General features: G+C 67.0%; 21 protein-coding genes. 13 read left to right on the plus strand and 8 right to left on the minus strand.

The genetic code is table 11. From position 1 onward, the window contains the following. Positions 1–44: 44 nt before the first annotated feature. Together ACH34W_RS48755 and ACH34W_RS48760 are read right to left on the minus strand one after the other, a co-directional pair. On the minus strand, positions 45–1124 hold the full coding sequence (locus ACH34W_RS48755; protein WP_395968168.1) for an inositol-3-phosphate synthase: 1080 nt from the start codon (positions 1122–1124) through the stop codon (positions 45–47). Between the two features lie 73 nt (positions 1125–1197). Continuing rightward, positions 1198–1830: a helix-turn-helix transcriptional regulator gene (locus tag ACH34W_RS48760; RefSeq protein ID WP_395968093.1), complete on the minus strand. Its 633-nt coding sequence runs from the start codon at positions 1828–1830 to the stop codon at positions 1198–1200. A 205-nt stretch (positions 1831–2035) separates the two neighbouring features. Between ACH34W_RS48760 and ACH34W_RS48765 the strand changes: the two genes are divergently transcribed. The 5 genes from ACH34W_RS48765 to ACH34W_RS48785 all read left to right on the plus strand — a co-directional run bounded on the left by ACH34W_RS48765 (position 2036) and on the right by ACH34W_RS48785 (position 11319). Further along, positions 2036–2401 carry a DUF5318 family protein gene (locus ACH34W_RS48765; protein ID WP_395968094.1) on the plus strand — a complete coding sequence of 122 codons (366 nt, stop codon included), beginning with the start codon at positions 2036–2038 and terminating at the stop codon, positions 2399–2401. An 889-nt stretch (positions 2402–3290) separates the two neighbouring features. After that, complete coding sequence (locus ACH34W_RS48770; RefSeq protein ID WP_395968095.1) at positions 3291–5597, plus strand: transglycosylase domain-containing protein; 2307 nt, start codon at positions 3291–3293, stop codon at positions 5595–5597. An 836-nt stretch (positions 5598–6433) separates the two neighbouring features. Further along, positions 6434–8686, plus strand: coding sequence for a transglycosylase domain-containing protein (locus ACH34W_RS48775; RefSeq protein ID WP_395968096.1), 2253 nt, complete (start codon positions 6434–6436; stop codon positions 8684–8686). Between the two features lie 37 nt (positions 8687–8723). Further along, a complete protein-coding gene (locus tag ACH34W_RS48780; RefSeq protein ID WP_395968097.1) occupies positions 8724–10247 on the plus strand; it encodes a glycosyltransferase family 87 protein in 1524 nt (507 codons plus the stop codon). Positions 10248–10623: 376 nt separating this feature from the next. Beyond that, the gene (locus ACH34W_RS48785) at positions 10624–11319 is read left to right on the plus strand and encodes a hypothetical protein (RefSeq protein ID WP_395968098.1); all 696 of its coding nucleotides are present in this window, start codon (positions 10624–10626) and stop codon (positions 11317–11319) included. 157 nt (positions 11320–11476) lie between these two features. Here ACH34W_RS48785 and ACH34W_RS48790 read toward each other — a convergent pair whose 3' ends face one another. Continuing rightward, the gene (locus ACH34W_RS48790) at positions 11477–11971 is read right to left on the minus strand and encodes a hypothetical protein (protein WP_395968099.1); all 495 of its coding nucleotides are present in this window, start codon (positions 11969–11971) and stop codon (positions 11477–11479) included. 308 nt (positions 11972–12279) lie between these two features. On the opposite strand from ACH34W_RS48790, the gene ACH34W_RS48795 reads away from it, so the two are divergent. Continuing rightward, positions 12280–12732, plus strand: coding sequence for a barstar family protein (locus ACH34W_RS48795; protein ID WP_395968100.1), 453 nt, complete (start codon positions 12280–12282; stop codon positions 12730–12732). A 112-nt stretch (positions 12733–12844) separates the two neighbouring features. Here the strand turns inward: ACH34W_RS48795 and ACH34W_RS48800 are convergent, their stop codons facing one another. The 3 genes from ACH34W_RS48800 to ACH34W_RS48810 all read right to left on the minus strand — a co-directional run bounded on the left by ACH34W_RS48800 (position 12845) and on the right by ACH34W_RS48810 (position 14718). Then, positions 12845–13237: a DUF4190 domain-containing protein gene (locus ACH34W_RS48800; RefSeq protein ID WP_395968101.1), complete on the minus strand. Its 393-nt coding sequence runs from the start codon at positions 13235–13237 to the stop codon at positions 12845–12847. A 205-nt stretch (positions 13238–13442) separates the two neighbouring features. After that, positions 13443–14225: a deoxyribonuclease IV gene (locus ACH34W_RS48805; protein WP_395968102.1), complete on the minus strand. Its 783-nt coding sequence runs from the start codon at positions 14223–14225 to the stop codon at positions 13443–13445. A gap of 187 nt (positions 14226–14412) precedes the next feature. Next, positions 14413–14718, minus strand: a complete 306-nt coding sequence (locus tag ACH34W_RS48810) for a hypothetical protein (RefSeq protein ID WP_395968103.1) — start codon at positions 14716–14718, stop codon at positions 14413–14415. Between the two features lie 239 nt (positions 14719–14957). Here ACH34W_RS48810 and ACH34W_RS48815 point away from each other — a divergent pair, with 239 nt between their 5' ends. From ACH34W_RS48815 to ACH34W_RS48840, 6 genes are all read left to right on the plus strand, one after another. After that, positions 14958–15125, plus strand: a complete 168-nt coding sequence (locus tag ACH34W_RS48815) for a hypothetical protein (protein WP_395968104.1) — start codon at positions 14958–14960, stop codon at positions 15123–15125. A 383-nt stretch (positions 15126–15508) separates the two neighbouring features. Continuing rightward, the gene (gene rpsF, locus ACH34W_RS48820) at positions 15509–15799 is read left to right on the plus strand and encodes a 30S ribosomal protein S6 (protein WP_395968105.1); all 291 of its coding nucleotides are present in this window, start codon (positions 15509–15511) and stop codon (positions 15797–15799) included. A gap of 52 nt (positions 15800–15851) precedes the next feature. Continuing rightward, positions 15852–16424, plus strand: coding sequence for a single-stranded DNA-binding protein (locus ACH34W_RS48825; RefSeq protein ID WP_395968106.1), 573 nt, complete (start codon positions 15852–15854; stop codon positions 16422–16424). Between the two features lie 67 nt (positions 16425–16491). Beyond that, the gene (rpsR, locus tag ACH34W_RS48830; protein ID WP_395968107.1) at positions 16492–16728 is read left to right on the plus strand and encodes a 30S ribosomal protein S18; all 237 of its coding nucleotides are present in this window, start codon (positions 16492–16494) and stop codon (positions 16726–16728) included. A gap of 18 nt (positions 16729–16746) precedes the next feature. Further along, positions 16747–17193, plus strand: a complete 447-nt coding sequence (gene rplI / locus ACH34W_RS48835; RefSeq protein WP_395968108.1) for a 50S ribosomal protein L9 — start codon at positions 16747–16749, stop codon at positions 17191–17193. 294 nt (positions 17194–17487) lie between these two features. After that, a complete protein-coding gene (locus ACH34W_RS48840) occupies positions 17488–18264 on the plus strand; it encodes a peptidoglycan recognition family protein (protein ID WP_395968109.1) in 777 nt (258 codons plus the stop codon). 132 nt (positions 18265–18396) lie between these two features. Here ACH34W_RS48840 and ACH34W_RS48845 read toward each other — a convergent pair whose 3' ends face one another. Together ACH34W_RS48845 and ACH34W_RS48850 are read right to left on the minus strand one after the other, a co-directional pair. Continuing rightward, positions 18397–18561: a hypothetical protein gene (locus ACH34W_RS48845; protein ID WP_395968110.1), complete on the minus strand. Its 165-nt coding sequence runs from the start codon at positions 18559–18561 to the stop codon at positions 18397–18399. A gap of 94 nt (positions 18562–18655) precedes the next feature. Continuing rightward, the gene (locus ACH34W_RS48850) at positions 18656–19987 is read right to left on the minus strand and encodes an MATE family efflux transporter (protein ID WP_395968111.1); all 1332 of its coding nucleotides are present in this window, start codon (positions 19985–19987) and stop codon (positions 18656–18658) included. A gap of 350 nt (positions 19988–20337) precedes the next feature. Between ACH34W_RS48850 and dnaB the strand changes: the two genes are divergently transcribed. Beyond that, a complete protein-coding gene (gene dnaB, locus ACH34W_RS48855) occupies positions 20338–23229 on the plus strand; it encodes a replicative DNA helicase (RefSeq protein WP_395968112.1) in 2892 nt (963 codons plus the stop codon). Positions 23230–23344: the final 115 nt, after the last annotated feature.

Below are 23344 nucleotides of genomic sequence, written 5' to 3' on the forward strand. Positions count from 1 at the left end.
GCGTCAGCGTTCGACGTCCGTGCTCAACGTCTCAGCGTTCGACGTCAGCGTTCGATGTCGCCGCGGATGAAGGCCTCGACGGCGTCGCGGGCCTGGTCGTCGTTGTACTGCTCGGGCGGTGACTTCATGAAGTAGGAGCTGGCCGACAGGATCGGGCCGCCGATGCCGCGGTCCTTGGCGATCTTGGCGGCGCGGACCGCGTCGATGATGACGCCGGCCGAGTTGGGCGAGTCCCAGACCTCGAGCTTGTACTCCAGGTTGAGCGGGGTGTCGCCGAAGGACTTGCCCTCCAGGCGGACATAGGCCCACTTGCGGTCGTCCAGCCACGGCACGTGGTCGGACGGGCCGATGTGCACGTCGGCCTTGGCCATCTCGTGCGGGATCTGGGACGTGACCGACTGGGTCTTGGAGATCTTCTTGGACTGGAGGCGCTTGCGCTCCAGCATGTTCATGAAGTCCATGTTGCCGCCGAAGTTGAGCTGGTACGTGCGCAGCAGCTCCACGCCGCGGTCTTCGAACAGCTTGGCCATCACGCGGTGCGTGATGGTCGCGCCGACCTGGGACTTGATGTCGTCGCCGACGATCGGGACACCGGCGTCGGTGAACTTCTGGGCCCACTCGGGGTCGCTGGCGATGAACACCGGCAGGGCGTTCACGAAGGCGACCTTGGCGTCGATGGCGCACTGGGCGTAGAAGCGGTCGGCCTCTTCCGAGCCCACCGGCAGGTAGGACACCAGCACGTCGACCTGCGCGTCCTTGAGCGCCTGCACGACATCGACCGGCTGGGCGTCGGACTCCTCGACCATGTCGAGGTAGTACTCGCCGAGGCCGTCGAAGGTGTGGCCGCGCTGAACGGTGATGCCGGTCGGCGGGACGTCGGCGAACTTGATGGTGTTGTTCTCGCTGGCGTGGATGGCCTCGGAGAGGTCCATGCCCACCTTCTTCGCGTCCACGTCGAAGGCCGCGACGAAATCCACGTCACCGACGTGGTAGTCGCCGAACTGAACATGCATCAGGCCGGGGACTCGCGTCTCGGGCGCCGCGTCCTTGTAGAACTCGACACCCTGGACGAGCGAAGAGGCGCAGTTGCCCACACCCACGATGGCTACGCGCACCGAACCCATCCGGTTGCTCCATTCTCTCTTGCGGAACATGTGGTGTTCTTCACCCGACCCCGAGGGAAGCAGGGAACCGCGATCAGCGGTCCGTCTCCCGAGGCATGTCCTGAGTCGTATTCGAAGTCTGAGTTTGCTCTTGCTGCGCTTGCTGTTGTTGCTCCGCCCGCTCGCGCCCGATGAGCTCGTTGAGCCACCTGACCTCGCGTTCGACGGACTCGAGCCCGTGGTTTTGGAGCTCGAGGGTGTAGCTGTCCACCCGCTCACGGGTCCGCGCCAACGCGGCGCGCACACCCTCCAGGCGTTCCTCCAGCCGACTGCGCCGGCCTTCCAGGATCCGCAGCCGGACGTCGGCGCGGGTGTGCGAGAAGAAGGCGAAGTGCACGCCGAACCCCTCGTCCTCCCACGACGCCGGACCGGCCTCGGTGAGGAGCTGTTGCAGACGCTCCTTGCCCTCGGCGGTGAGCTTGTAGACGATCTTCGAGCGGCGGCTCTGGAGCGCCAGGGGCACGTCATGCTCTGGCCGGTCCTCAATGATCAGCCCGTTGGCGAGGAGCTGCTTGAGGCACGGGTAGAGCGAGCCGTACGAGAAGGCGCGGAACATGCCCAGCAGGGTGTTGAGCCGCTTGCGCAGCTCGTACCCGTGCATCGGGGACTCGTGCAGCAGGCCGAGCACGGCGAGCTCGAGCACGCCTTGTCCCTTCCTACTGCTCATGTCCCACTCCCGCAGAGCCGATGTCTCAACTAGATGTATCGAGCGAATGTATCGACTCGATACATCTGAACGATACGTACCGGCGCCGGTCCTGGCAAGTCGCGAGGGCGCCGCGGCCTCTACGTGATCTTCCAAAGGCGGGATCCGGGCCGTACCCTGCTGGCATGTGGGGTCGGAGCTACCTCCCATGAGACCGAGGCTGGTCGTGGACTACGGCCTCGCGAAGCGAGCAGCCCTGGCCGAGCTACGCTCCGGTGCGCTGACCAGGGATGACGCCTGTGACGCCCACCCCTATCTCCTCCGCGCGGCCAGGTATCACGGCGAACCCACCGATCAGCCCTGTCCCGTCTGCGCGCGCGAGCGCCTTACCCACGTCACGTATGTATACGGAGACGAACTGGGCCGTTACGAAGGCAGGGTCAAGGCGACAGCCGATCTTGCCGACATGGACCGTGAATACGGAGAATTCAGGGTCTATGTGGTCGAAGTGTGCCAAGGTTGCGCCTGGAATCACCTGTCGGTGTCATACGTCCTCGGCCATGGGCAGGAACCCCGCAGCCAGCGGGGATAGCCCCCAGGCGGCCTCGCAACCAGCGAGGACGGCCCATGTCAGGGCGTCATATCCGTGCACGGCCGTCACCCGCTCACCAGCCTGCACAGTACTCTTCGGACGACGCACCAGCCGTTACCCCCGTTGATGAGGTCGCGTGAGTAATCCAAGCCAGCCCCGACCAGAACCCGGGTCGCCGCGGCCGGGCGGGCAGCAGAATCCCCGCCCCGGCCAGCCAGGCGTCCCCGCTCGGCCGGGAGCCCCCCAGCCCTCCGCCACGCCCGGACGCCCCGGTGCCCGCGGCGCGGCCGCAGGTCCCGATGGCCCCGGCCGACCCGGTGCCCCCAGTGCGCCCGGTCGACCAGGCGCCCCAGCGGGTCGTCCCGGCGGCCCCAACGGTTCCGGGCAGCCGAACGGCATAGGCCGCCCCGGTGGCGCACCACGTTCTGGCCCCAATGGCAACGGCCGTCCCGGTGCCCCTGGCGGCAATGGCCGTCCCGGTGCCACCGGCGGCCCTAGTGCCCCCGGTCGCCCCGGCGCCCCGGGCGCCCCTGGAGCTCCGGCTCGCGTGGGTGCCGGAGCCGGCGCCGGTGTTGGCGCGGCGTCACGTGCCGAGGCCCCGCCGCGCCCTGGCGCTCCACGCACCGGAGGTCCCGGCAGGCTGGGCGGCGCCCCTAACGGTCGCGGCCCCGGTCCCAATGGTCGCGGTCCTAACGGCAACGGCCGCCCCGGTCGAGGCCCTGGCGGTCCCGGTGGCCGTGGGCCCGGCGGCCCAGGCGGTCCCGGTGGCCCTGGCGGCCCGAACGACCCCGTCGGACGCACCGGCTGGAAGCGGATCCTGCTCGGTCCGGGGCTCAAGCGGAAAGGCTGGCGTCGTTATCTGCCTCCGTGGCGAGCGGTCCTGGGAGTCATGCTCCTCGGCTTCGCCGCCGTCTGCACGCTGGTCGCGGTCGCCTACGCCAAGACCCCGCTGCCCGCCAAGCCGACGAACGAGGGTGTCGCCGACCAGGCTTCGATCTTCTACTACGCCGGCGGGAAGGCGGAGCTCGGCCGGATCGGCAAGAAGCGGGAGATCGTCCAGCTGGGCGCACCGGGCGAGAAGCCCACGAGGGGCAAGGTGCCGGACTTCGTCCAGGATTCCGTGCTCGCGGCGGAGAACCGCAGCTTCCGCAGTGACAAGGGCGGCATCTCGATCAAGGGCACCGGGCGGGCCGTGTGGGTCAACCTCAACGGAGGCCAGGGCGGTGGCTCCACGATCACCCAGCAGCTGGCCAAGAACTACTACTCCGACATCGAAAACCGGACGATGAGCCGGAAGTTCAAAGAGCTCTTCATCTCGATCAAGCTCGAGCAGAGGTACCAGAAGGACGAAATCCTCGCGGACTACCTCAACACCATCTACTTCGGCCGTGACACCTACGGCGTCCAGGCCGCCTCCCGCGAGTACTTCGGCCCGAAGGTGAACGTGTGGGACCTCACGCGTGAGCAGGCAGCCTTCCTCGCCGGCCTGATCCAGAACCCCAACCGGGACCCGGCCGCGGCGAAGAACAAGAACTGGATCAAGGAGCGGTACGAATACACGCTCAACGGCCTGGTCACCATGAACAAGCTGTCGGCTGCGCAGGCTGCCGCCTACAAGGCGGAAATGCCCACCCCCAAGGCTGCGGGTGCGACCGGAAACACCTTCGGCGGGCAGAAGGGCTACATGCTCATGCGCGCGAAGCTGGAGCTGGAGCGCCAGGGCATCGATAGCAAAACGCTGACCACCCAGGGCCTGCGGGTCTATACCACCTTCGACCCGGACAAGATGAAGATGGCGAAGGTCGCGGCCGAGAAGACCATCACTGGGTTGAGCCCGAAGAAGCTCGCCAAGGAGAACGTGCGCGTCGGGCTTGTCTCCGTCAATACCAGGAACGGCGAGGTGGAGGCCTTCTACGGCGGGCCGGACTACCTGACCCAGGCGTTCGACAACGTGTGGCAGGGGCAGGCGCAGGCGGGTTCGGCGATGAAGCCGTACGTTCTCGCCGCCGCCTTGGATAACGGGTACAGCCTGAAGAGCCTTGTCGACGGCAGGTCGATGGTGCCCCTCAACACTAACGGCGACGTCGTGCCCAAGGGGACGGGTGGATATGCCGTTCGCACAAGCCACCAGAAGCCAGCCGTCGACCTCATCGAGGCGACCCAGTGGTCCAACAACACCGCCTTCGTGCAACTGGGCTTCAAGGTCGGCAGCGACAAGGTGGTCCAGATGGCGAGCGACGCCGGTGTCGCGGACAATTTGATGACGCCCTATAAGGGGGCCGGTGGTCTCTTCCTCGGGATCAACGACATCCGGGCGATCGAGCAGGCAGCGGGATACGCCCCGTTCGCCAATGGCGGTTTTTACCACAAGCCGCACGTCATCAAGAAGGTTTTGAACAAGGACAACAAATCGCAGTACCGCACCAAGTCCGGCAAGACTTTGAAGTGGGAAGAGAAGCGGAAGATCTTCGACGAGGACGTCGCGGCAAAGGCCACCTACGCCATGCAGAAGGTTGTCACGGGCGGCACCGGGACCCTGGCGAAGCTTCCCGACCGTCCTGCTGCCGGCAAGACGGGTACGACGGAGAACAACGTCGCGACCTGGTTCGTGGGGTACGTGCCGCAGATCTCCACCTCGGTCACCGTGTTCAACGACAAGTACGACAAGCGCTTGAAGCGCAAGAAGTCCCTCGAGATTCCGGGCGTCAACGTCCAGGGTGGCACGGTGCCGGCCCGCATCTGGCAGGCCTACATGGCCAATGCGACCAAGGGCCTTGAGGTCCAGCCGTTCCCGCCGGCGTCGATGGATGGCACCGTCCACAAGTACGCCCAGCTGCCGAAGAAGAAGGAAAAGGACGAGGGCGAGGACGAAAAGCCCGACTTCTGCAAGTACCCGATCTTCAAGGACGACCCGCGGTGCAAGGACGACCCCAACGACCCCCGCGATCCGGAGGATCCGCGCGACAAGCCGGCATGCCAGTCGCCCATACCGGACGGCAACTGCGACCCGAACAAGCCGCCGGACGTGCCCCCGCCGGATTGGTGGTGCGACGCGCACCCGGACAAGGCGCAGCAGTACCCGGCCTGCCGCCGAGGCGGCGACGGTCCTGGCGACAATGAGGACCCGCCGTTCCCGAATCAGCAACAAACACAGCGGGCCTTCTTCCTTCCTTCCGGCTATCGATCAGAGGAGTGACGCCGGTCGCCATTCGTAGTGGTTGACGGGCTGAACGTGAGCGTGGCGGGCCTCCCTTGTGGGGGCCCGCCACGCTCTCTCTTTTGGTGGATGAACCCAATATGGGGTGGCTTGCGTACCGGAGGCTAAGGATCGCCTGAGGAGCTGGCTGTGCTGGCTCCGAGGGGTAGACATTAGGACAAGGCGGGCATTTTGCCTGTTCAAGTGGCCCTTTGCCGGGCCGGCCGAGCACGGCGGTCACACCGCTACCGACGTGAGCAGTAGTCTCGGACGACGCAGAGCCGTACCCCAGTCGAACGAGGAAGCGTGTGAGTTACCCAAGCCCGTACGGACCGGAAAACGGAGAGAACCCGGGCAGGAAGGGTTCATACCGCCCCGGAGGGGCCGGCACGCCAGGCAGGGAACCGGGTGGCATGCCCACCGGCTCACCGATGCCCGGCGGGTCCCCGGGACCGTCGGCTGGAGGGGGATCCGGCCGGCTCAGCGGAGGGCGTTCAGGAGGCACCCCTGGACCAGGAGGCGCCCCTGGACGCCGCGAAATACCTCGCGTTGCGGCCAGGTCTGGCATTCCTGCCGGGCCCGGAGGCCCTCGCGGCTCTGGACGTCCGGCTGGTCCCGGCAGGTCTGGCAACCCCGGCGGCCCCGGCAGGCCTGGGATCCCCGGCAGGCCTGGGAGCCCCGGTAGGCCTGGCGGCCCGGGTGGCCTCGGTGGGCCCGATGGTCCGGGTGGGCTTGGCGGTCCAGGGGGGCCTGGCGGCCCGGGTGGCCCCGGTGGTCCGCGGGGTGGGGGCCGACGGCGGCCCAAGGGGCCTCGCCGGGAAGGTTGGAGGCGGTACGTGCCGTCGTGGAAGGTCGTCTCCGGTGTCACGGCCCTGCTGTTCCTCGCGGCCGTCACGCTCGTGGGGATCGGCTATGCGTTCACGCCGATGCCGGACGAGCCGCAGGACGGCGTCAGAGACCAGGGCTCAGCGATCCTCTACGACGACGGGAAGCCGATCGTGCGGCTGGGAGCGACTCGCGAGTCCGTCCCGCTGAGCAAGGTGCCCAAGCACGTCCAGCAGGCTGTGCTGGCCGCGGAGGACCGTAACTTCTACAACGAGCGGGGCATCTCCCCCAAGGGACTCGCCCGCGCGGTCTTCAAGTCCGCCACCGGCGGTGACACCCAGGGTGGTTCGACGATCACTCAGCAGCTGGCCCGGAACTACTACAAGGGGCTCAGCCAGGACCGCACCATGAGCCGGAAGTTCAAGGAGATCTTCATCTCCATGAAGGTGGGCAACACGCTCACGCACGACAAGATCCTCGAGATGTACCTGAACACGGTCTTCTTCGGCCGTGAGGCGAACGGGATCCAGGCGGCGTCACGGGCCTACTTCCGCCAGGACGTGAGCAAGCTGAACGTCGCACAGGGCGCGATGCTCGCCGCGATGATCCAGCAGCCGAGCTACTTCAAGACCCGGGGCAACGACGAGGCCAACCAGGCATTGCGCTTCCGCTGGAACTACGTCCTCGACGGCATGGTCAAGATGGGCCAGCTGAGCCAGGCAGAGCGGCAGAGCATGCAGTTCCCGAGGACGACGTACACGTGGAGTGACACCAAGGAGACCAGTCAGACCGGCTTCATCAGGGAGCGGGTCATGGACGAGCTCAACCAGATCAAGGGTCTGCCGCGGGACATCCAGAACGCCGGTCTGCGCGTCACGACCAGTCTCGATCCCGACTGGATGGAGTACGCCAAGGGCGCCATGGTGGAGGCCGGCGTCGGCCGGTGGCCGAAGAGGATCGGCGCCGGGCTGATCGCGGTCGATCCGAAGAACGGGGAGATCAAGGCGTTCTACGGCGGTAATCCCGAACGCAGCCAGGTCGACACGGTCTTCAACGCGGGTGCCCAGGTGGGCTCCTCGTTCAAGCCCTACGTGCTCGCCACCGCCCTCAAGAAGGGCCAGAGCGTCAAGTCGACCATCATGGGCAGGTCGCCGCAGTGCTTCGACGGCGCGGGCAACAACATGCCGGTCGGCACCGACTGCTACAAGGTCAACAACGATGAGGGCGACCCGCCGATGGGCGTCATCAATCTCGTCAAGGCCACCGAGAAGTCGGTCAACACCGCGTACGTCAAGCTCGGCCTGAAGCTCGGTCTCGACGACGTGGTCGAGACCACGACGGAGCTGGGCGTCCCCAAGAAGTACCTGGCCAAGCACGAGAACCAGGGTGGTCTGTCGCTGGGCATCGCCAACATCCCCGCCGTCTACCAGGCGTCCAGCTACGCCGCGTTCGCCAACGGAGGCCGTCCCGTCACCCCGCACCTCGTCACCAAGGTCGAGGTCAAGAAGGACGACGGAAAGTACCGCAAGATCGCGCTGCCGTGGGACGAGGAGAAGGAACGGGTCCTGACCAAGGACCAGGCGGCGCAGGCGACGCTCGCGATGAAGTCGGTCGTCCAGAGCGGTACGGCGACCAGGGCGCGGCTGAGCGACGGCCGTGACGTCGCGGGCAAGACCGGTACGACGGAGAGGAACGCGGCGGCCTGGTTCGTCGGGTACGTGCCGCAACTGTCGACTGCCGTGACGATGTACAACGAGAAGGTCAAGCCGATCACCGGGATTCCCGGCTTCCAGGGCAGCAGCATCTACGGTGGCACCATCCCGGCGCAGATCTGGAAGAACTTCATGGAGAAGGTGATCGCCGGCGAGAACCTGCCGCCGGAGTCCTTCGATCCGCCGACGTACAGCGACAGCACACCGAAGGCCTGGGACACGCCCCCACCGGTCCCGACGCCGACGCCCTCCACGAGTCCTTCGTGCCAGCCGGGTGTGCCCGGTGCACCGACCCCGCCGGACGCGGAGCCGTGTCCTTCGGGTTCGCCGACGCCCGGTCCGAGCGTGCCGACGCCCCCGCCCGACTCCGGTGGCCAGCCGTGTGACCAGTGGGGCATGCCGCTGGGCTGCAACCCGGACGTCCCGCCGTCCAACCCGCCGCCGTCGTGGTGGTGCGAGCGGCGCCCGGACAACCCGCAGTGCCAGAACCCAGACCAGCAGCGTTCGAACCAACCTCAGAGGCAGAGCAACCAGAGCGGCTGGGGTCCGTGATCTGACGCGGGGAGGGCGGCGGCAATAGGGTTCGTCCATGCCGTCGTCTACCCCCGCCGCCCCTGCCCTTGACGACCAGCCAGGCGGTCACGGGCGCCTGATGCGTCTCTTGCCGGTGCTGACCGGAGTGACCGCGCTGGTGTGTTTGTTGGGCTGGCTGCAAAAACAACCATGCGCCACGGCGGGCTTCGACTTCGTCAAGACGACGACGCGTGGCTGCTACACCGACATCTACCCGCTCTATTACGTACGCGGGCTGAACGACGGCAAGGTGCCCTACTTCGACTCCTTCGACGGCGACGACATCACGTACGTCGAGTATCCGGCGCTGAGCGGCTTCTTCATGCAGTTGGTCGCCAGGCTTGTACGGCCGTTCGGTGTCGAGACGCGGGGCATGGCGTTCTTCAACGTGACCGTGTTGCTCCTGGCGCTGCTGGCCATCGTCACCGTTCTCGCCACGGCGTACGTTGCCGGGCGCAAGACGCTGAGGGTCGGCCTGATGGTGGCGTGCTCACCCGCGTTGCTGCTCACCGCGTACATCAACTGGGACCTGCTTGCGGTGGGGTTGTCGGCGCTGGCGCTTGCCGCTTGGGCGTCCAAGAGGCCGCTGTTGGCAGGACTGCTGCTCGGGCTGGCGATCGCAGCGAAGTTCTATCCGCTGCTCTTCCTGGGACCTCTCGTTCTACTCTGCGTTCGCGCTGGGCAGTGGCGGGCCATGGGCCGCGTGTTGGCGGGGACTGCGGTCGGTTGGCTCGTCGTCAATCTGCCCGTGATGGTGTTCGCGTGGGAGGGCTGGCTGGAGTTCTACAGCTTCAGCCGCAGCCGTGGCATCGACTGGGGCTCGATCTTCTTCTACCTCCGTGACCACGGCGTAGAGTCGGCCAACAACACCGATGACCTCAACTTCTTCGGCACAGGCATCTTCCTCGTGCTTGCTGTCTGCATTGCGGTCCTCGCCCTCACCGCACCTACACGGCCGCGGCTCCCGCAGTTGATGTTCCTGGTCCTGGTGGCGTTCATGCTGCCCAACAAAGTGTGGTCGCCGCAGTACGTGCTCTGGCTTCTGCCGCTCGTCGTTTTGGCCCGGCCGCGCCTGCCCGCGTTCATCGTCTGGCAGGTGGGCGAGGTCATCTACTTCTTCGGCATCTGGTGGTATCTGCTGGCCGTGTCCTACCGTCGGCCGGGGGCCGACCTGTCGACCACTCTCTCGTCGCTACTGCACTTTGACGTCCCGCCAGGTGGAATCGACGACGGCACCTACTACGTTGCGCTCTTCGCCAGGTTCCTGACTGTGTTGTTGCTGGCGCTTCTGGTCGTACGCGACGTGCTACGCCCGTCGGGTGATGCCGTACGAGAGGACGATGTGGACGACCCGGCAGGAGGAGTGCTCGACGGCGCCGCCGATGTCATCAGCCTCCGTACCCTGCGTGCCCGCCTCGCCGCCAGGCCCACCGCCGCCGCGAGCGCCACGTCCGCGGCCACCGCAACTGCCACGGCCACCGCAACTGCCACGGCCACCGCAATCGCCACGGCCACCGCGACCGACACCGCCACCGCGTAGAAACCGCGACTTCAGCGCGTACAACGCGGTGGCGGCGAGCGGAAAGAAACAATGCCTGGGTCTTCGGAGGAGCCAGTACGCCCGAGGGCCATGAGCGTTCCATCGCTCGGCACTGGACGGGCCGGACTTGGCGGAACGTTCCATTGCCGGCGGCAGTCAAGCTGTCCGCCTACGCCGGCAGCACCACGTCGCCGTCCAATGCGTGGGCATTGGCGGGCACAGGCGACGGCGGTCCGACATACGCCCTGCGTTGGAACGGCCGTAAGTGGAACGTCTCCAAGAAGTGGGCCAACGCCCTGGCCAGCGACATAGTGACGTTCGGGCCTCGCAACGTGTGGGTGCTGGGCTACTCCCGAGCGGGCGCAGGCATCGACACGTGGCACTTCAACGGCCGCGCCTGGAGGCGGGTCAGTACCGGCAAACTGCTGCCGCACCGTCTCAGCGCCACTTCGGCCAAGGACATCTGGGCCGTCGGCGCCAAGCGGAACACCCCTGCGGTGATCGCACGATCGCGCGCTTCAACGGCAAGACGTGGAAGGACGTTCAGGCCGGAAGCGCCTTGCCGCCCGACATTCCAGAGCCTGAGACAGGCGGCCCCTCCCAGTGCGTCTACCTGCGTGATGTCGCAGCGGTCTCCAAGAAGAGTGTGTGGGTGACCGGCGAGGTGGCTCGTTCGGACGGAGAGGGCAACGAGAGCTGTGAGGCCCTCCTCCTTCATTGGAACGGCCGGCACTGGCAGCGCGTGAGCATGCCGAACGACCGGATCCCGCTGCGGGTGGTGCCCGATGGTCGCGGCGGCCTGTGGTTCATCGGCGACGAGACCGCCAGGGATCCCGAGAGGTCCAGCACCCATCTGCTGCACCGCACGGCGAGCGGCGCATGGAGCACGACCCAGATCGGTGCCGCGAGACGGTCCGCCCAGGTCTACGGTCTCGCCCTGATCCCAGGAACCGATCACTGTGGGCCGCGGGCCGTGTCCAGACGCCCGACGACTACGACGCCACGGTCTACCGCCTGGGCTGAACGCACGGATGACCTGGGGACGGCAACCTCGAACAAGCGGGCACGGTGACCGCCGACGTCCACCGGATTCAACGACCAACTCGGAGGGGTACCGTCCTGGCGTTGTGTCGTCGTTCACCTGAGCGACGGCGTGCATTCCAGAAACGCAGAGATCGCGCACGGCCTCAGGCCGTGCGCGATCTTTGAGGTGGCCGGTCGGGCGGGCCTCAGCCCTTGTAGCCGGGGTCGGGGATGGAGGGCGTGCCGCCTTCCTTGCGGGCCTTGCGCGCCTCGTCGATGAACTCGAGGGAGAACAGCGCCGACAGGGTCGCGACTCCACCGCGGTGTACCCGGACCTCCGCACTGCGGATCTCGCCTACGAGCCGCACGCGCCTGCCGGAGCCGTTCTCACCGGTCCAGTCCTTGACGCGGCCACGCCGGATGAACCTCAGGTCCCAACTGTCGATGTCGGTGTCGTCGTCGACGAGCACCTTCACCCACGCGTGGTCGAGGTCGAGGCGGATCTCGATGTCGCCTTCGGTGATCTGCGGCGAACGCAGGTCCAGCACGACGCCGCCGCGGTGAGCACGCACCTCGATGTGCCGTGCGGTCGTCCAGTGGCCGAGGCGCTTCACGGTGCGATAGTCCGCCTGGACGCGCTCGACGGAGGCGGGGGTCGCGGTGTCAGGGGTCGCGGTGTCGGGGGTCTTGGTGATGTTCATGGTGGGTCTCCTCCCGGGAAACGGGTACCGACTCTCGTATCGAGTAGCTCTTAATCAGAGTCTCTCGATATTAGAGATATTAGAAATCGAGCCGGCCCTTGTCAAGCACAGACGTTGAAATGGCTCCAGTGGGAGCATCCCTGGAGCGATCAGGCCAGGTCAGCGCGTCGCCAGGCCGTCCACGCCGGGCTGTGGAACGATCGCGAGCATGAGGACACCGCTCACGACCGCAGTTTGGTGCAGCTGGCAGACCGATGATCCGGCAGCGCGTCGCCAGGGCGGCCTGAGGGACACCGCCGGGAGATGACGTGGACGCGAAGAGGGCACTGGACGACTTGCTTGCGGGGCGGCTGGAGCCTGGCGTCTTCCAATGGTCGCCGCCCGCCTCGTTCAACTGGGTCGAACGGGCAGAACAGGCTGGCCTGCGGGTCTTCCGGCTGGACGGTCATGCCGTCCGGGACAAGGGGTCGTTCCTGCGGATGTGCTCCGTGGTCTTCGAGTTCCCCGACTGGTTCGGCGACAACTGGGACGCGTTCGAGGACTGCCTGACCGACTTGTCGTGGGTTCCTAGCCGGAAGGGCTACCTGATCGGGTACGAGGCGTGGTCGGAACTGGCCGAAGCCGACCACGGATCGTTCCGCACGGCCGTCGACGTGTTTGCCGAAGCCGTGGAGTCGTGGCGGGACAGCGACACCCCGATGACCGTCCTGCTCGTCGGAGAGGGCGGGACCGAGTTGTCAGGCGTCCCCAAGCTGGAATGAGGCCGGAGACTCACGGCCTCCGGCCTCTGGACCTCCGGCGTCTGACCGCAAAGATCGAGCCGCCCGGCTGTGCATGGGCCGAGCGCCTCGGCCCGGAGATGGTGATCCGGGCTTAGTAGGTGTTCGGGTTGGATTCGTTGAGGCTCCACAGCGCCGCGCCGTAGATTCCGACCACGACGATCCAGTAGAGCAAGCCGAGCGCCAGCATGATGTAGCCCATGATCAGGCCCGCGGCGGCCATGCCGCTGCCGCCCTCGCCCGTACGGCGGATCTGGCCCTGCGCGACGTGTCCGAAGATGACCGCGAGGATCGAGCCGAAGCCGCAGGTGAAGATGCCGATGATGCCAAGGATCATCGAGGCGGTCGCCATGCCGTTGGTGCGGACGGCCACAGGTGGTGTGCCGCCGCCGTAGTAGTGGTGCTGGACCTGGGCCGGCGGGTACTGCTGCTGTGCGTAGGGGTCCTGCGAACCGTAGCCGTACGGGTCGTAAGGGGGCTGGGACATCGACTTCCCGATCGTTCGCGCGCCCGCCGCCGCAATGTCACGCGCGTGCGCTGAGGTGTGGACTGTGCGGATTATGCCAGTGTGACGACTTGGTATGCGTGTGGGGATTCAGGGGACTTCGCGGGGTTAGATGCAGTCCAGGGCACTGAAGTTCCCGCTGGAAGGCACCCTTTGCGTCGTTGACGGGATGAAGGGAAAGGCCGGTTCAGGCCAGGTTGGAACCCAGGTTGGTACGAAGCCACGCGATGTCGTCGGCCTGGCCCTCGGCGGGGGTCTCCACCACGACCGGCGCACCCGCTGCCCGGACGACGCTGAGGATCAACTCCGGGTCGATGGTGCCCGTGCCGAGATTGGCGTGACGGTCTGCCCCGGAGTCGAACGCGTCGCGGCTGTCATTGCAGTGGACCAGGTCGATCCGGCCGGTGATGGCCTTGATCCGGTCGACCGCGTCGATGAGCTCCTCGCCGGCCGCGTGCGCATGACACGTGTCGAGGCAGAAGCCGATCTTCCCGTCGAGCCCGGGGACCCCGGACAGCACCTCCCACAGCCGCGCGATGCGCTCGAACTTGCGCGCCATGGCGTTGCCGCCGCCGGCTGTGTTCTCGATGTAGACGGGGATGGGGCACTCGATGCGTTCGAAGACCTTGCGCCAGTTTTCGAAGCCGGTCTCGGGGTCGTCGTCCTTCAGCACATGCCCACCGTGGACGATCAGGGCCTTGGCGCCGATCGAGGCGGCCGCCTCCAGCTGCTGGGTGAGGTTTTTCCTGCTGGGGATGCGGATCCGGTTGTTGGAGGTCGCCACGTTGATCGTGTAGGGGGCGTGCACGTAGACATCGACATCGGAATCCTTGACCGCCTCGACGCCCTCGGGCAGGACGGGCTTCTTCCAGCCCTGCGGGTCGCCGAGGAAGAACTGCACGACCTCGGCCTCGATGGCGCGAGCGTTGTCGAGCGGGTTGGTCTGGTCGACGTGGGCTCCGATGCGCATGCACCCGAGCCTAGCCGCGCCCTCCGACAGTTCGGGCGCACCCGGCCGAGCCACGTCTTGCTCAGCGAGCAAGCACATGACCGAGTCGCGGCCACAGGGCGGCCGACGCAGGACGCACTGTGGAGAACGCGCTATGGGGTGCGCGCTATGGAGTGCACGCTAGGTGGGGCGCGTCTTGCAGGGCGCGCTATGGAGTGAAGCCGCCGTGGCGCAGGGCGAAGGCCGTGCCGACGAACGAGGCGACCATCCCGACCACGTTGAGCCAGCGTTCGCCGGTGGTGGCCGAGACCATCTGGGAGTAGAGAGCGAGCGGAAGCCCGATCACACCGGCGATGGCGCCGAAGAAATGGGTGTCGGGGATGAATCCCAGGACGAGCGCGAGCAGTCCGATGACGATGGCGGCGACCGCGAGGGAATTTTCCATCGGGTGCCGTTCTCCGTCGGTGTTGAGGCTGATCACCGAACGCTTTTGACCGGCTGCCTCCTGTGGCATGGGGCCACACCCCCTCCAGGTACGAGTGTGCTCGTCGTTGCGTGTGGGGCGTCGCGCCCCGGGTGGGACGGACGTATCGCATCCGTAAAGAGATTCCCTGGACACCTGATGATCAACCCGCGAGGTGGGGGCGGAAAATGTCGTCCGGACCCGGTACGGTCGAACATGGATTCGAAGATGGCCGCCGCCGCGGCGAGCCGTCCCCCTGAGGGGAAGCAGGGAACGCAAGGAGGTGCACGGTGAAGGCGAGTGATTTCACGGTCATCGGCGACGCCGAGCTTGTCGAGGAGCTGTCGGTGCTGACCACCCAGACAGCCAGGATGCGGGCCAGGATGGCCGACATCATGGCCGAGCTGGAACGCCGGCGCTGCGCGAGGACCCCCGCCACACGCGCCGCCAGACGCTGACGCGGGTCACGGGCCGACGCCGAGGCGGGTCACAGGCCGACGCTGACTCGCGGGTCACAGGCCGGACGGCGGAGTGTCCGGCCGTCGGCTTGGGAGTGCCTGGCCGTCGGTATGGGAGTGTCCGGCTATCGGCACGGGAGTGTCCGGGCGCCGGCACGGAGGTCGGGGAAGGCAGACACGACCCCGGTCAAAGGGCCGTGGCGCCGGGGATCGCGTGTTGGCTGCGCACATAGCCTGACACGCTGCAAACTCTTGGTAGCCTGTATCGGTCTCGCGGTAGGCGCCCGGTCACGAAGGCCGGCACTGCCCCGCGAGAGACGCAACAGCCCTCCTGTCACGGAGAGACCGTGACCGCACCAGTCCAGAGGAGGTAGGGACACATCATGCGTCGTTACGAACTCATGGCCATCCTCGACCCGGCCATCGACGAGCGCACCGTCACCACGTCGCTCGACCCGTTCCTGAAGGTCGTCAAGGACGGCGGCGGGAGCGTCGAGAAGGTCGACATCTGGGGCCGGCGCCGCCTCGCGTACGACATCCTGAAGAAGTCCGAAGGCATCTACGCGGTGGTCGACCTCACGGCCGAGCCTGCCACGGTCAAGGAGCTCGACCGGCAGCTGAACCTGAGCGAGACGATCCTGCGTACGAAGGTCATCCGCCCCGAGGTCCACTGAGCCAGGCGCCCAGCGTCAGGCCCAGGCCCTCATATCCGCCGGAGCGAGCCCAATGGCAGGCGACACCGTAATCACGATCGTCGGGAACCTCGTGGAGGACCCGAACCTGCGCTTCACCCCTAGCGGCCAGGCGGTCGCGTCGTTCCGCATCGCGTCGACCCCGCGGTTCTTCGACCGCCAGGCCAACGAGTGGAAGGACGGCGAGGCCCTCTTCCTGACCTGCAACGTCTGGCGGCAGGCGGCGGAGAACTGCGCCGAGAGCCTGCAGCGCGGCATGCGGGTGATCGTGCAGGGGCGCCTCAAGCAGCGGTCGTACGAAACCCGCGAGGGTGAGAAGCGCACCGTCTTCGAGGTCGAGGTCGACGAGGTCGGCCCCTCGCTGCGCAACGCCACCGCCAAGGTCAACAAGACCCAGCGGCAGGGCGGCGGTGGCGGCTTCGGTGGCGGAGGCGGCGGCTACGGCGGCGGTGCCGCTGCGGGCGGCGGCTTCGGCGGCGGCCAGGGCGGCGGCCAAGGTGGTCAAGGCGGTCAGGGCGGTCAGGGCGGCGCCCCGGCCGACGACCCCTGGGCCACCGGCGGCGGCTCCGGCGGGGGCGGCGGCTTCTCTGACGACCCGCCGTTCTAAGCAAGATCAAGCAATCCGACAAACGTCCATTCCCGCGTGAGCGGGGCTCTACATAAGGAGCACCACGATGGCGAAGCCACCTCCCCGCAAGCCTAAGAAGAAGGTTTGCGTGTTCTGCCAGGAGAAGATCGCTTACGTCGACTACAAGGACACCGGCCTGCTGCGGAAGTTCATCTCCGACCGCGGCAAGATCCGGGCCCGTCGCGTGACCGGCAACTGCACCCAGCACCAGCGCGATGTCGCGACGGCGATCAAGAACGCCCGCGAGATGGCGCTGCTGCCGTACACCAGCACCGCTCGCTGAGTCAGGAGGATCTGAACCATGAAGCTCATCCTGACTCAGCAGGTCTCCGGCATCGGTGAGCCCGGTGACGTGGTCGAGGTCAAGGACGGCTACGGCCGTAACTACCTCGTGCCGCGCGGGTTCGCGATCAAGTGGACCCGGGGTGCCGAGAAGCAGATCGAGTCGATCAAGAAGGCGCGTTCGGCCCGCGAGATCGCGACCGTCGAGCACGCCAAGGAGGTCGCAGGTCAGCTGCAGGCCCTCAAGGTGACGCTGCGCACCCGTACGGGCAGCAACGGCCGCCTGTTCGGCGCGGTCACCGCGGCCGACATCGCCGACGCCGTCAAGTCGGCCGGCGGCCCGGACCTCGACAAGCGCCGGATCGAGATCGGCAACCCGATCAAGACCGTCGGTTCGCACCGGACCAGCGTCCGCCTGCACCCGGAAGTCAACGCGACGATCGAGGTCAACGTCGTCGAGGCCTGACCCGGCCTTCGGCGCGGAGGCCTGACCCGGCCTCAGCGCCCAAGCGCATATCGATCACTAAGCCGCCGGGTAGGAGTGGTTAACCCCCCCTCCTACCCGGCGGCTTTGTGCTATCCGCATCTCCCCACGTATCCACCTTCTTGTGCAACGTCCCTGAACCGCCGATTCCTTGGTGATCCACCCGGCCACGACTACGTTCCGTTAATGGATCATGACGAGCTGGGGGGGCGCGTGTTCGGGTGTTCGGGGGGATGTTCGGCCGACCGGGGGCCGAGGGCGAGCGACGGCCTGTTCATGAGCGACGGCCCGTTCACGAGCGACGGCCCGTTCACGAGCGACGGCCCGTTCATGACTCGGCGCACGGTTCTGGGAGCCGTGGCGGGGGGTTTCGCCATGGCGGCGGGCTTGGCCGAGAATATGGCCATGGCGGAGATCATCCCGGCTGGCGACACCGAACGTCCCGTACCGGCGCGGCCACGGGTCTACACACGCCAGGAGTGGGGCGCCAGGAAGGCCCGGAAGCCCACCAAGGTCGTTGAGCGCATGCCGGATCACATCGTCATTCACCACACCGCGACCCCGAACACGCCCAACGATTCGCTGGAACACGCCTACCGGCTTTCGCGCGACATCCAGCGCTTCCACATGAGACACCGGGGGTGGAACGACACGGGCCAGCACCTCACGATCAGCCGCGGCGGGCACGTGATGGAGGGCCGGGACAGCAGCCTCTCGGCGATCATCACGGGCAGGCATGCGATCGGAGCGCAGGCCCGGCGCCACAACGACCACACCATCGGAATCGAGAACGAGGGGACCTACAGGAAGGCCCCCGTTCCGGAGTTGATGTGGTCTTCGCTGGTCGCGGTCTGCACGTGGCTCTGCACCGAATACCAGCTCGACCCCGATCGCGCCATTGTCGGCCACCGCGACCTCGGCGACACCGAGTGTCCTGGTGATGCGCTGTACGCCCTGCTTCCGGAGTTGCGAGAGGCCGTCTCGGCCCGGCTGCCCCAACCGGAGGGGACATCGGAGCCCGATCTTGACCGGAGGAGCAAGTCCCTGAGCTAGGCCTCGGGCTGAGTAAACCCTCCGGCTGAGCTAACCCTCGGCCTGAGCAAACCGCCGGCCTGAGCAAACCGCCGGCCTGAGCAAACCGCCGGGCTGAGCAAACCGCCGGGCTGAGCAAACCGCCGGGCTGGGCTAACCCTCGGGCATGGTGTAGCGCGTGCGGCGTCGAGCGATCTCGGGATCGATGCCCTCGACCAGCGACCAGATGCCGGCGACCCGTTCCACGAGTGTTTCGGGCGGCAACCCGGCCAGCCCCTCTGCCGCCAGGTCATCGATGGCCTGCGTCAGCCGCGCCATCCGCTCTCCGTGTGTGGAACACATGTTCGAATACTAGCGAGAACGGGTAGAGGTACGGGCGGACTCCGCAGATTCCGTCCCAGGAATCACATCGTTAACGTGTGGCACCGGTGACCATCCAGGCGTCGCCGCGTGCGCGCAGGCTCAGCGTCGCCAAACGGGTGAGCATCCACGCGCCGATCGCCAGCCAGAGCCCGACGAGCCCGGCGTCCGCCTCGTACGCCAGCCAGGCTGCGGGCAGGAAGACCGCCGTCGCGATCAGTGTGGTGCCCGCCAGATAGCCGCCGTCGCCCGCGCCGATCAGGATGCCGTCCAGGACGAAGACCACGCCGGCGATCGGCTGCAACAGCGCGACGATCAGCAAGGACGTGAAGATCAGGTCTCGTACGTGCTCGTCCGATGTGAAGAGTGCCGGCAGCCACGGCCGTACTGCCATGATCGCCAGACCGAACACGACCCCGCACACCACGCCCCACTGGATCATGCGCCGGGTGGAGGTCCGCGTCCCGGCCGTGTCGCCCGCGCCCAGAGACCGCCCGGTGATCGCCTGGCCTGCGATCGCGATGGCGTCCAGGGCGAACGCGAGCAACGTCCAGACCTGGAACCCCACCTGGTATGCGGCGATCTCGGGGTCACCCATCCGCGCCGCGATCGATGTTCCGACGATGAGGACGAGCCGGAGCGCGGCCGTACGCACCACCAGGCCGAGGCCCGCCGTGGCGGAGGTCCACAGCCCGGCCGCATCGGGCCGCACGGGCGCGCCATGTTCCCGGGCCGCACGCAGGACCACCGCCACGTACACGGCGGCGCTCCCAGTCTGCGCGATCACCGTGCCCCACGCCGAACCCGCGATCCCCCATCCGAAGCCCAGCACGAAGATCACGTTCAGCAGCAGGTTGAGTGCGAAGCCGCCGATCGACACGACGAGCGGAGTACGAGTGTCCTGGAGGCCCCGCAGCACGCCGGTGCCGGCCAGCACGACGAGCATGCCCGGGATGCCGAGGAGGCTGACCTTCAGATAGGTCTCGGCGTACGGGGTCACCGAGGGAGAGGCGCCGAACATGTCGACGATCCAGGGGGCGAGCGGCCACCCGGCCACGATGAGCACAACCCCGATGATGAGCGCGAGCCACATGCCGTCGATGCCCTGCCGGACGGCGGCGCGCAGATCGCCCGCTCCCACCTGGCGGGCCACCCCGGCGGTGGTGCCGTACGCAAGGAAGATGCACAGGTAGACCAGTGTGCTGAGCGCCTGACCGGCCACGCCGAGTCCACCGAGCTGCGCCGTGCCCAGATGGCCGACGATCGCTGTGTCCGACAACAGGAAGAGGGGCTCGGCAACGAGCGCGCCGAAGGCCGGCACCGCCAACCGCAGGATCTCGCGGTCGTGTGCGTTCTTGCGTGTACGTGGGGGTGAGCCGGCCATGGCCTCGACGTTAGCAGGACGTAAGGCTTATAGGAAATATGTCTATTACATCGGGATATGAGGCCGTCGCTGCGGCGACTTTCTTTCCCACACAGCCGGTGGACGACGTTTTAGCAGGTCACCTGGGTCACGCCGACCGTCGCCCGCAGCGAATCCCCAGAGTTGTCCCCAGGTCGTGCACAACGAACCCGGTACATCTGCACAGCGGCTCCACAGCATCGTCCACAGTTCACGTTGCTCTAGCGGAGCGGCACTCAGGAGAATGTCCGACGCAGACGATAAATCTGTGATGCAGGGTCGGCAGCGAAGCTGGCGGGGCAGCTGAGACCTGGGAAACAAGGGGGTCCAACGTGAGCGTGGCCGAGATAGGCGGCTCGGAGCCCACGCCTGAGTTCGAACGCACGCCCCCGAACGACATCAACGCCGAGCAGGGCGTGCTCGGCGGCATGCTGCTCTCCCCGGACGCCATCGCCGAGGTCGTCGAGGTGCTCCGCACCCAGGACTTCTACCGGCCTGCCCACCAGATCATCTACGACGCCATCCTCGATCTCTATGGCCGCGGCGACCCTGCCGACGCCGTCACGATCGTCGGAGAGCTCACCAAACGCGGCGAGATCGGCCGGGTCGGCGGAGCCCCGTACCTGCACACGCTGATCTCCTCGGTCCCCACCGCCGCCAACGCCGGCTACTACGCCAAGATCGTTCGCGAACGGTCCGTGCTCCGCAAGCTCGTCGAGACCGGCACCCGCATCGTCCAGATGGGCTACGCCGCCGACGGAGCCGATGCCGACGACGTCCTCGACCGTGCCCAGGCCGAGGTCTTCGCCATCGCCGAAAAGCGCGCCGGCGAAGACTACGTACCCCTCAGCGAGATCATGCCCGGCGCCCTCGACGAGATCGAGGCCATCGGCAGCCGCGGCGGCCAGATGACCGGCGTCCCCACCGGCTTCAGCGACCTCGACGCCCTGACCAACGGCCTCCACGCAGGCCAGATGGTGGTGGTCGCAGCGAGACCTGCGATGGGTAAGGCAAACTGGGTCAAAACGCCCCTTCCGACGCCAGCCGGGTGGACCACGATGGGCGAGGTCAAGGTCGGCGACTACCTGCTCGGCGCGGACGGGAAGCCCACGCGAGTCGTCGCCGCGACCGAAGTGATGTACGGGCGTCCTTGCTACGAGGTGGAGTTCTCCGACGGCGAGGTCATCATCGCCGACGCCCAGCACCAGTGGCGGACGACGACCCGTACAAGTCGCCGGCCGAAGCCCGAGCGTTTCCGGTCCAACGAGGGCATCGGTCAGACCCGCAGAGTGGCAGCCGACGCCAGGGAGCAGCATGACCGGACGCAGCAGCTCGTCTGGGTCGACCCGCACACCGGTGTCTTCGATGGGGCGACCTCCCTACTCGGCCCGCGGACGACTGGCCAACTCGTGACGCATCGTGAAGCCGTAGCTGTGGTGGGCGCACAGCTCAGGAACGCGCCCCACACCGTGACCCGGGAACCGGCCCACAGCCGCAAGTTCTCGAATCGCAAGCCCCGCGACACGATGCCCGGCGATGCGGTGCCGGGTCACGCGAAGCTGGGTCACGCGGTGTCCGGCCACGCGACGCCCAGTCACGCGACGCCCGGCCACGCGACACCCGGCCACGTCATGCCCGGCCACGTCATGCCCGGCCACGTCATGCCCGGCCACGTCATGCCCGGCCACGTCATGCCCGGCCACGTCATGCCCGGCCACGTCATGCCCGGCCACGTCATGCCGGGCCACGCGGCTCTCAGCCCCGTCCGTGCGGTGCATCCGACGAATCTCGCTACTACTGCGCGGCACCCTGCGATCAAGACGACCGAAGAGATCGCTGCGACCCTGCGATGCGAGGGCGACAACCGTCCGAACCACGCTGTCGCCGTTGCGGCTCCGTTCCAACTTCCAGCCGCAGACCTTCCCATCGAGCCCTACCTCCTCGGTGTGTGGCTGGGTGGCGGAGACGACCGAGCGGCGGACCTGACCTGTTTCGACGGGGAGATCCTCGACGAGCTCAGGGTGATCGGCCAGTGTGTCGTCTCGCCGCGTTCCACTGCAGGTCGTTATGAGCTTCTCGGCCTCAGGCCACTGCTCCAGGCGGCGGCACTCCTTGGGGGCAAGCACATCCCAGCGACCTACCTGCGCGCTTCGGAAGAGCAGCGGCGGTCACTGCTTGCGGGGATGCTCGACATTGACGGTTACGTATCAGAGAGCGGCCAGGTGCAGCTCGCGTTCGTCAACAAGCGGCTGGCCGAAGGGACCCACGAGCTCATCCTGAGCCTCGGCTACCGGGCCACGATGACGACCGAGTCGGGGTCGCCCGAGACGTCCACGTACTACCGGATCGACTTCACGCCCACCGAGACGGTTTTCCGGCTGCCGCGCAAGGCGGCCCGCCAGCGCAATCATGTCGACCCCCAGGCGCGCGTCCGCTACATCGTCGATGTGCGCCGGGTCGAGAGCGTGCCCGTGCGCTGTGTCCAAGTGGACAATGACGACCACATGTATCTCGCCGGGCGTTCGTGCATCCCGACGCACAACTCGACGCTCGCGCTCGACTTTGCCCGGGCGGCTTCCATCAAGCATGGGCTGACCTCGGCGTTCTTCAGCCTGGAAATGGGCCGCAACGAGATCACGATGCGGCTGCTCTCCGCCGAGGCCCGCGTGGCGCTGCACGCGATGCGTTCAGGCACGATGCAGGACGAGGACTGGACGAGGCTGGCGCGCCGGATGAGCGAGGTCGCCGAGGCGCCGCTGTTCATCGACGACTCACCCAACATGTCGATGATGGAGATCCGCGCCAAGTGCCGGCGGCTCAAACAGCAGCACGACCTGCGCCTGGTCGTCATCGACTACCTGCAGCTGATGAGCTCCGGCAAGCGAGTCGAGAGCCGTCAGGTCGAGGTCTCTGAGTTCTCCCGTTCGCTGAAGCTCCTCGCCAAGGAGTTGCAGGTCCCCGTCATCGCGCTCTCCCAGCTCAACCGAGGCCCGGAGCAGAGAACGGACAAGAAACCCATGGTGTCCGATCTCCGTGAATCTGGATCAATCGAGCAAGATGCGGACATGGTGATCCTGTTGCATCGGGAGGACGCGTACGAGAAGGAGTCGCCTCGAGCGGGCGAGGCGGACCTGATCGTGGCCAAGCACCGAAATGGCCCGACCGCGACCGTGACCGTGGCGTTCCAGGGGCACTACAGCCGCTTCGTCGACATGGCCCAGTAGCCGGCTGCTGCTCATTGGCCGGGTTTATCGGCAGCTCCTCAGGGGTTTTGAGTGGTGACTAGTTTGTCTTGCGAATTAGATGCCGACGGCGTGCGGTGTGATTGGGCGGGCGGAC

Source organism: Actinomadura sp. 6N118 (assembly GCF_044326415.1).
Taxonomy (GTDB): domain Bacteria; phylum Actinomycetota; class Actinomycetes; order Streptosporangiales; family Streptosporangiaceae; genus Spirillospora.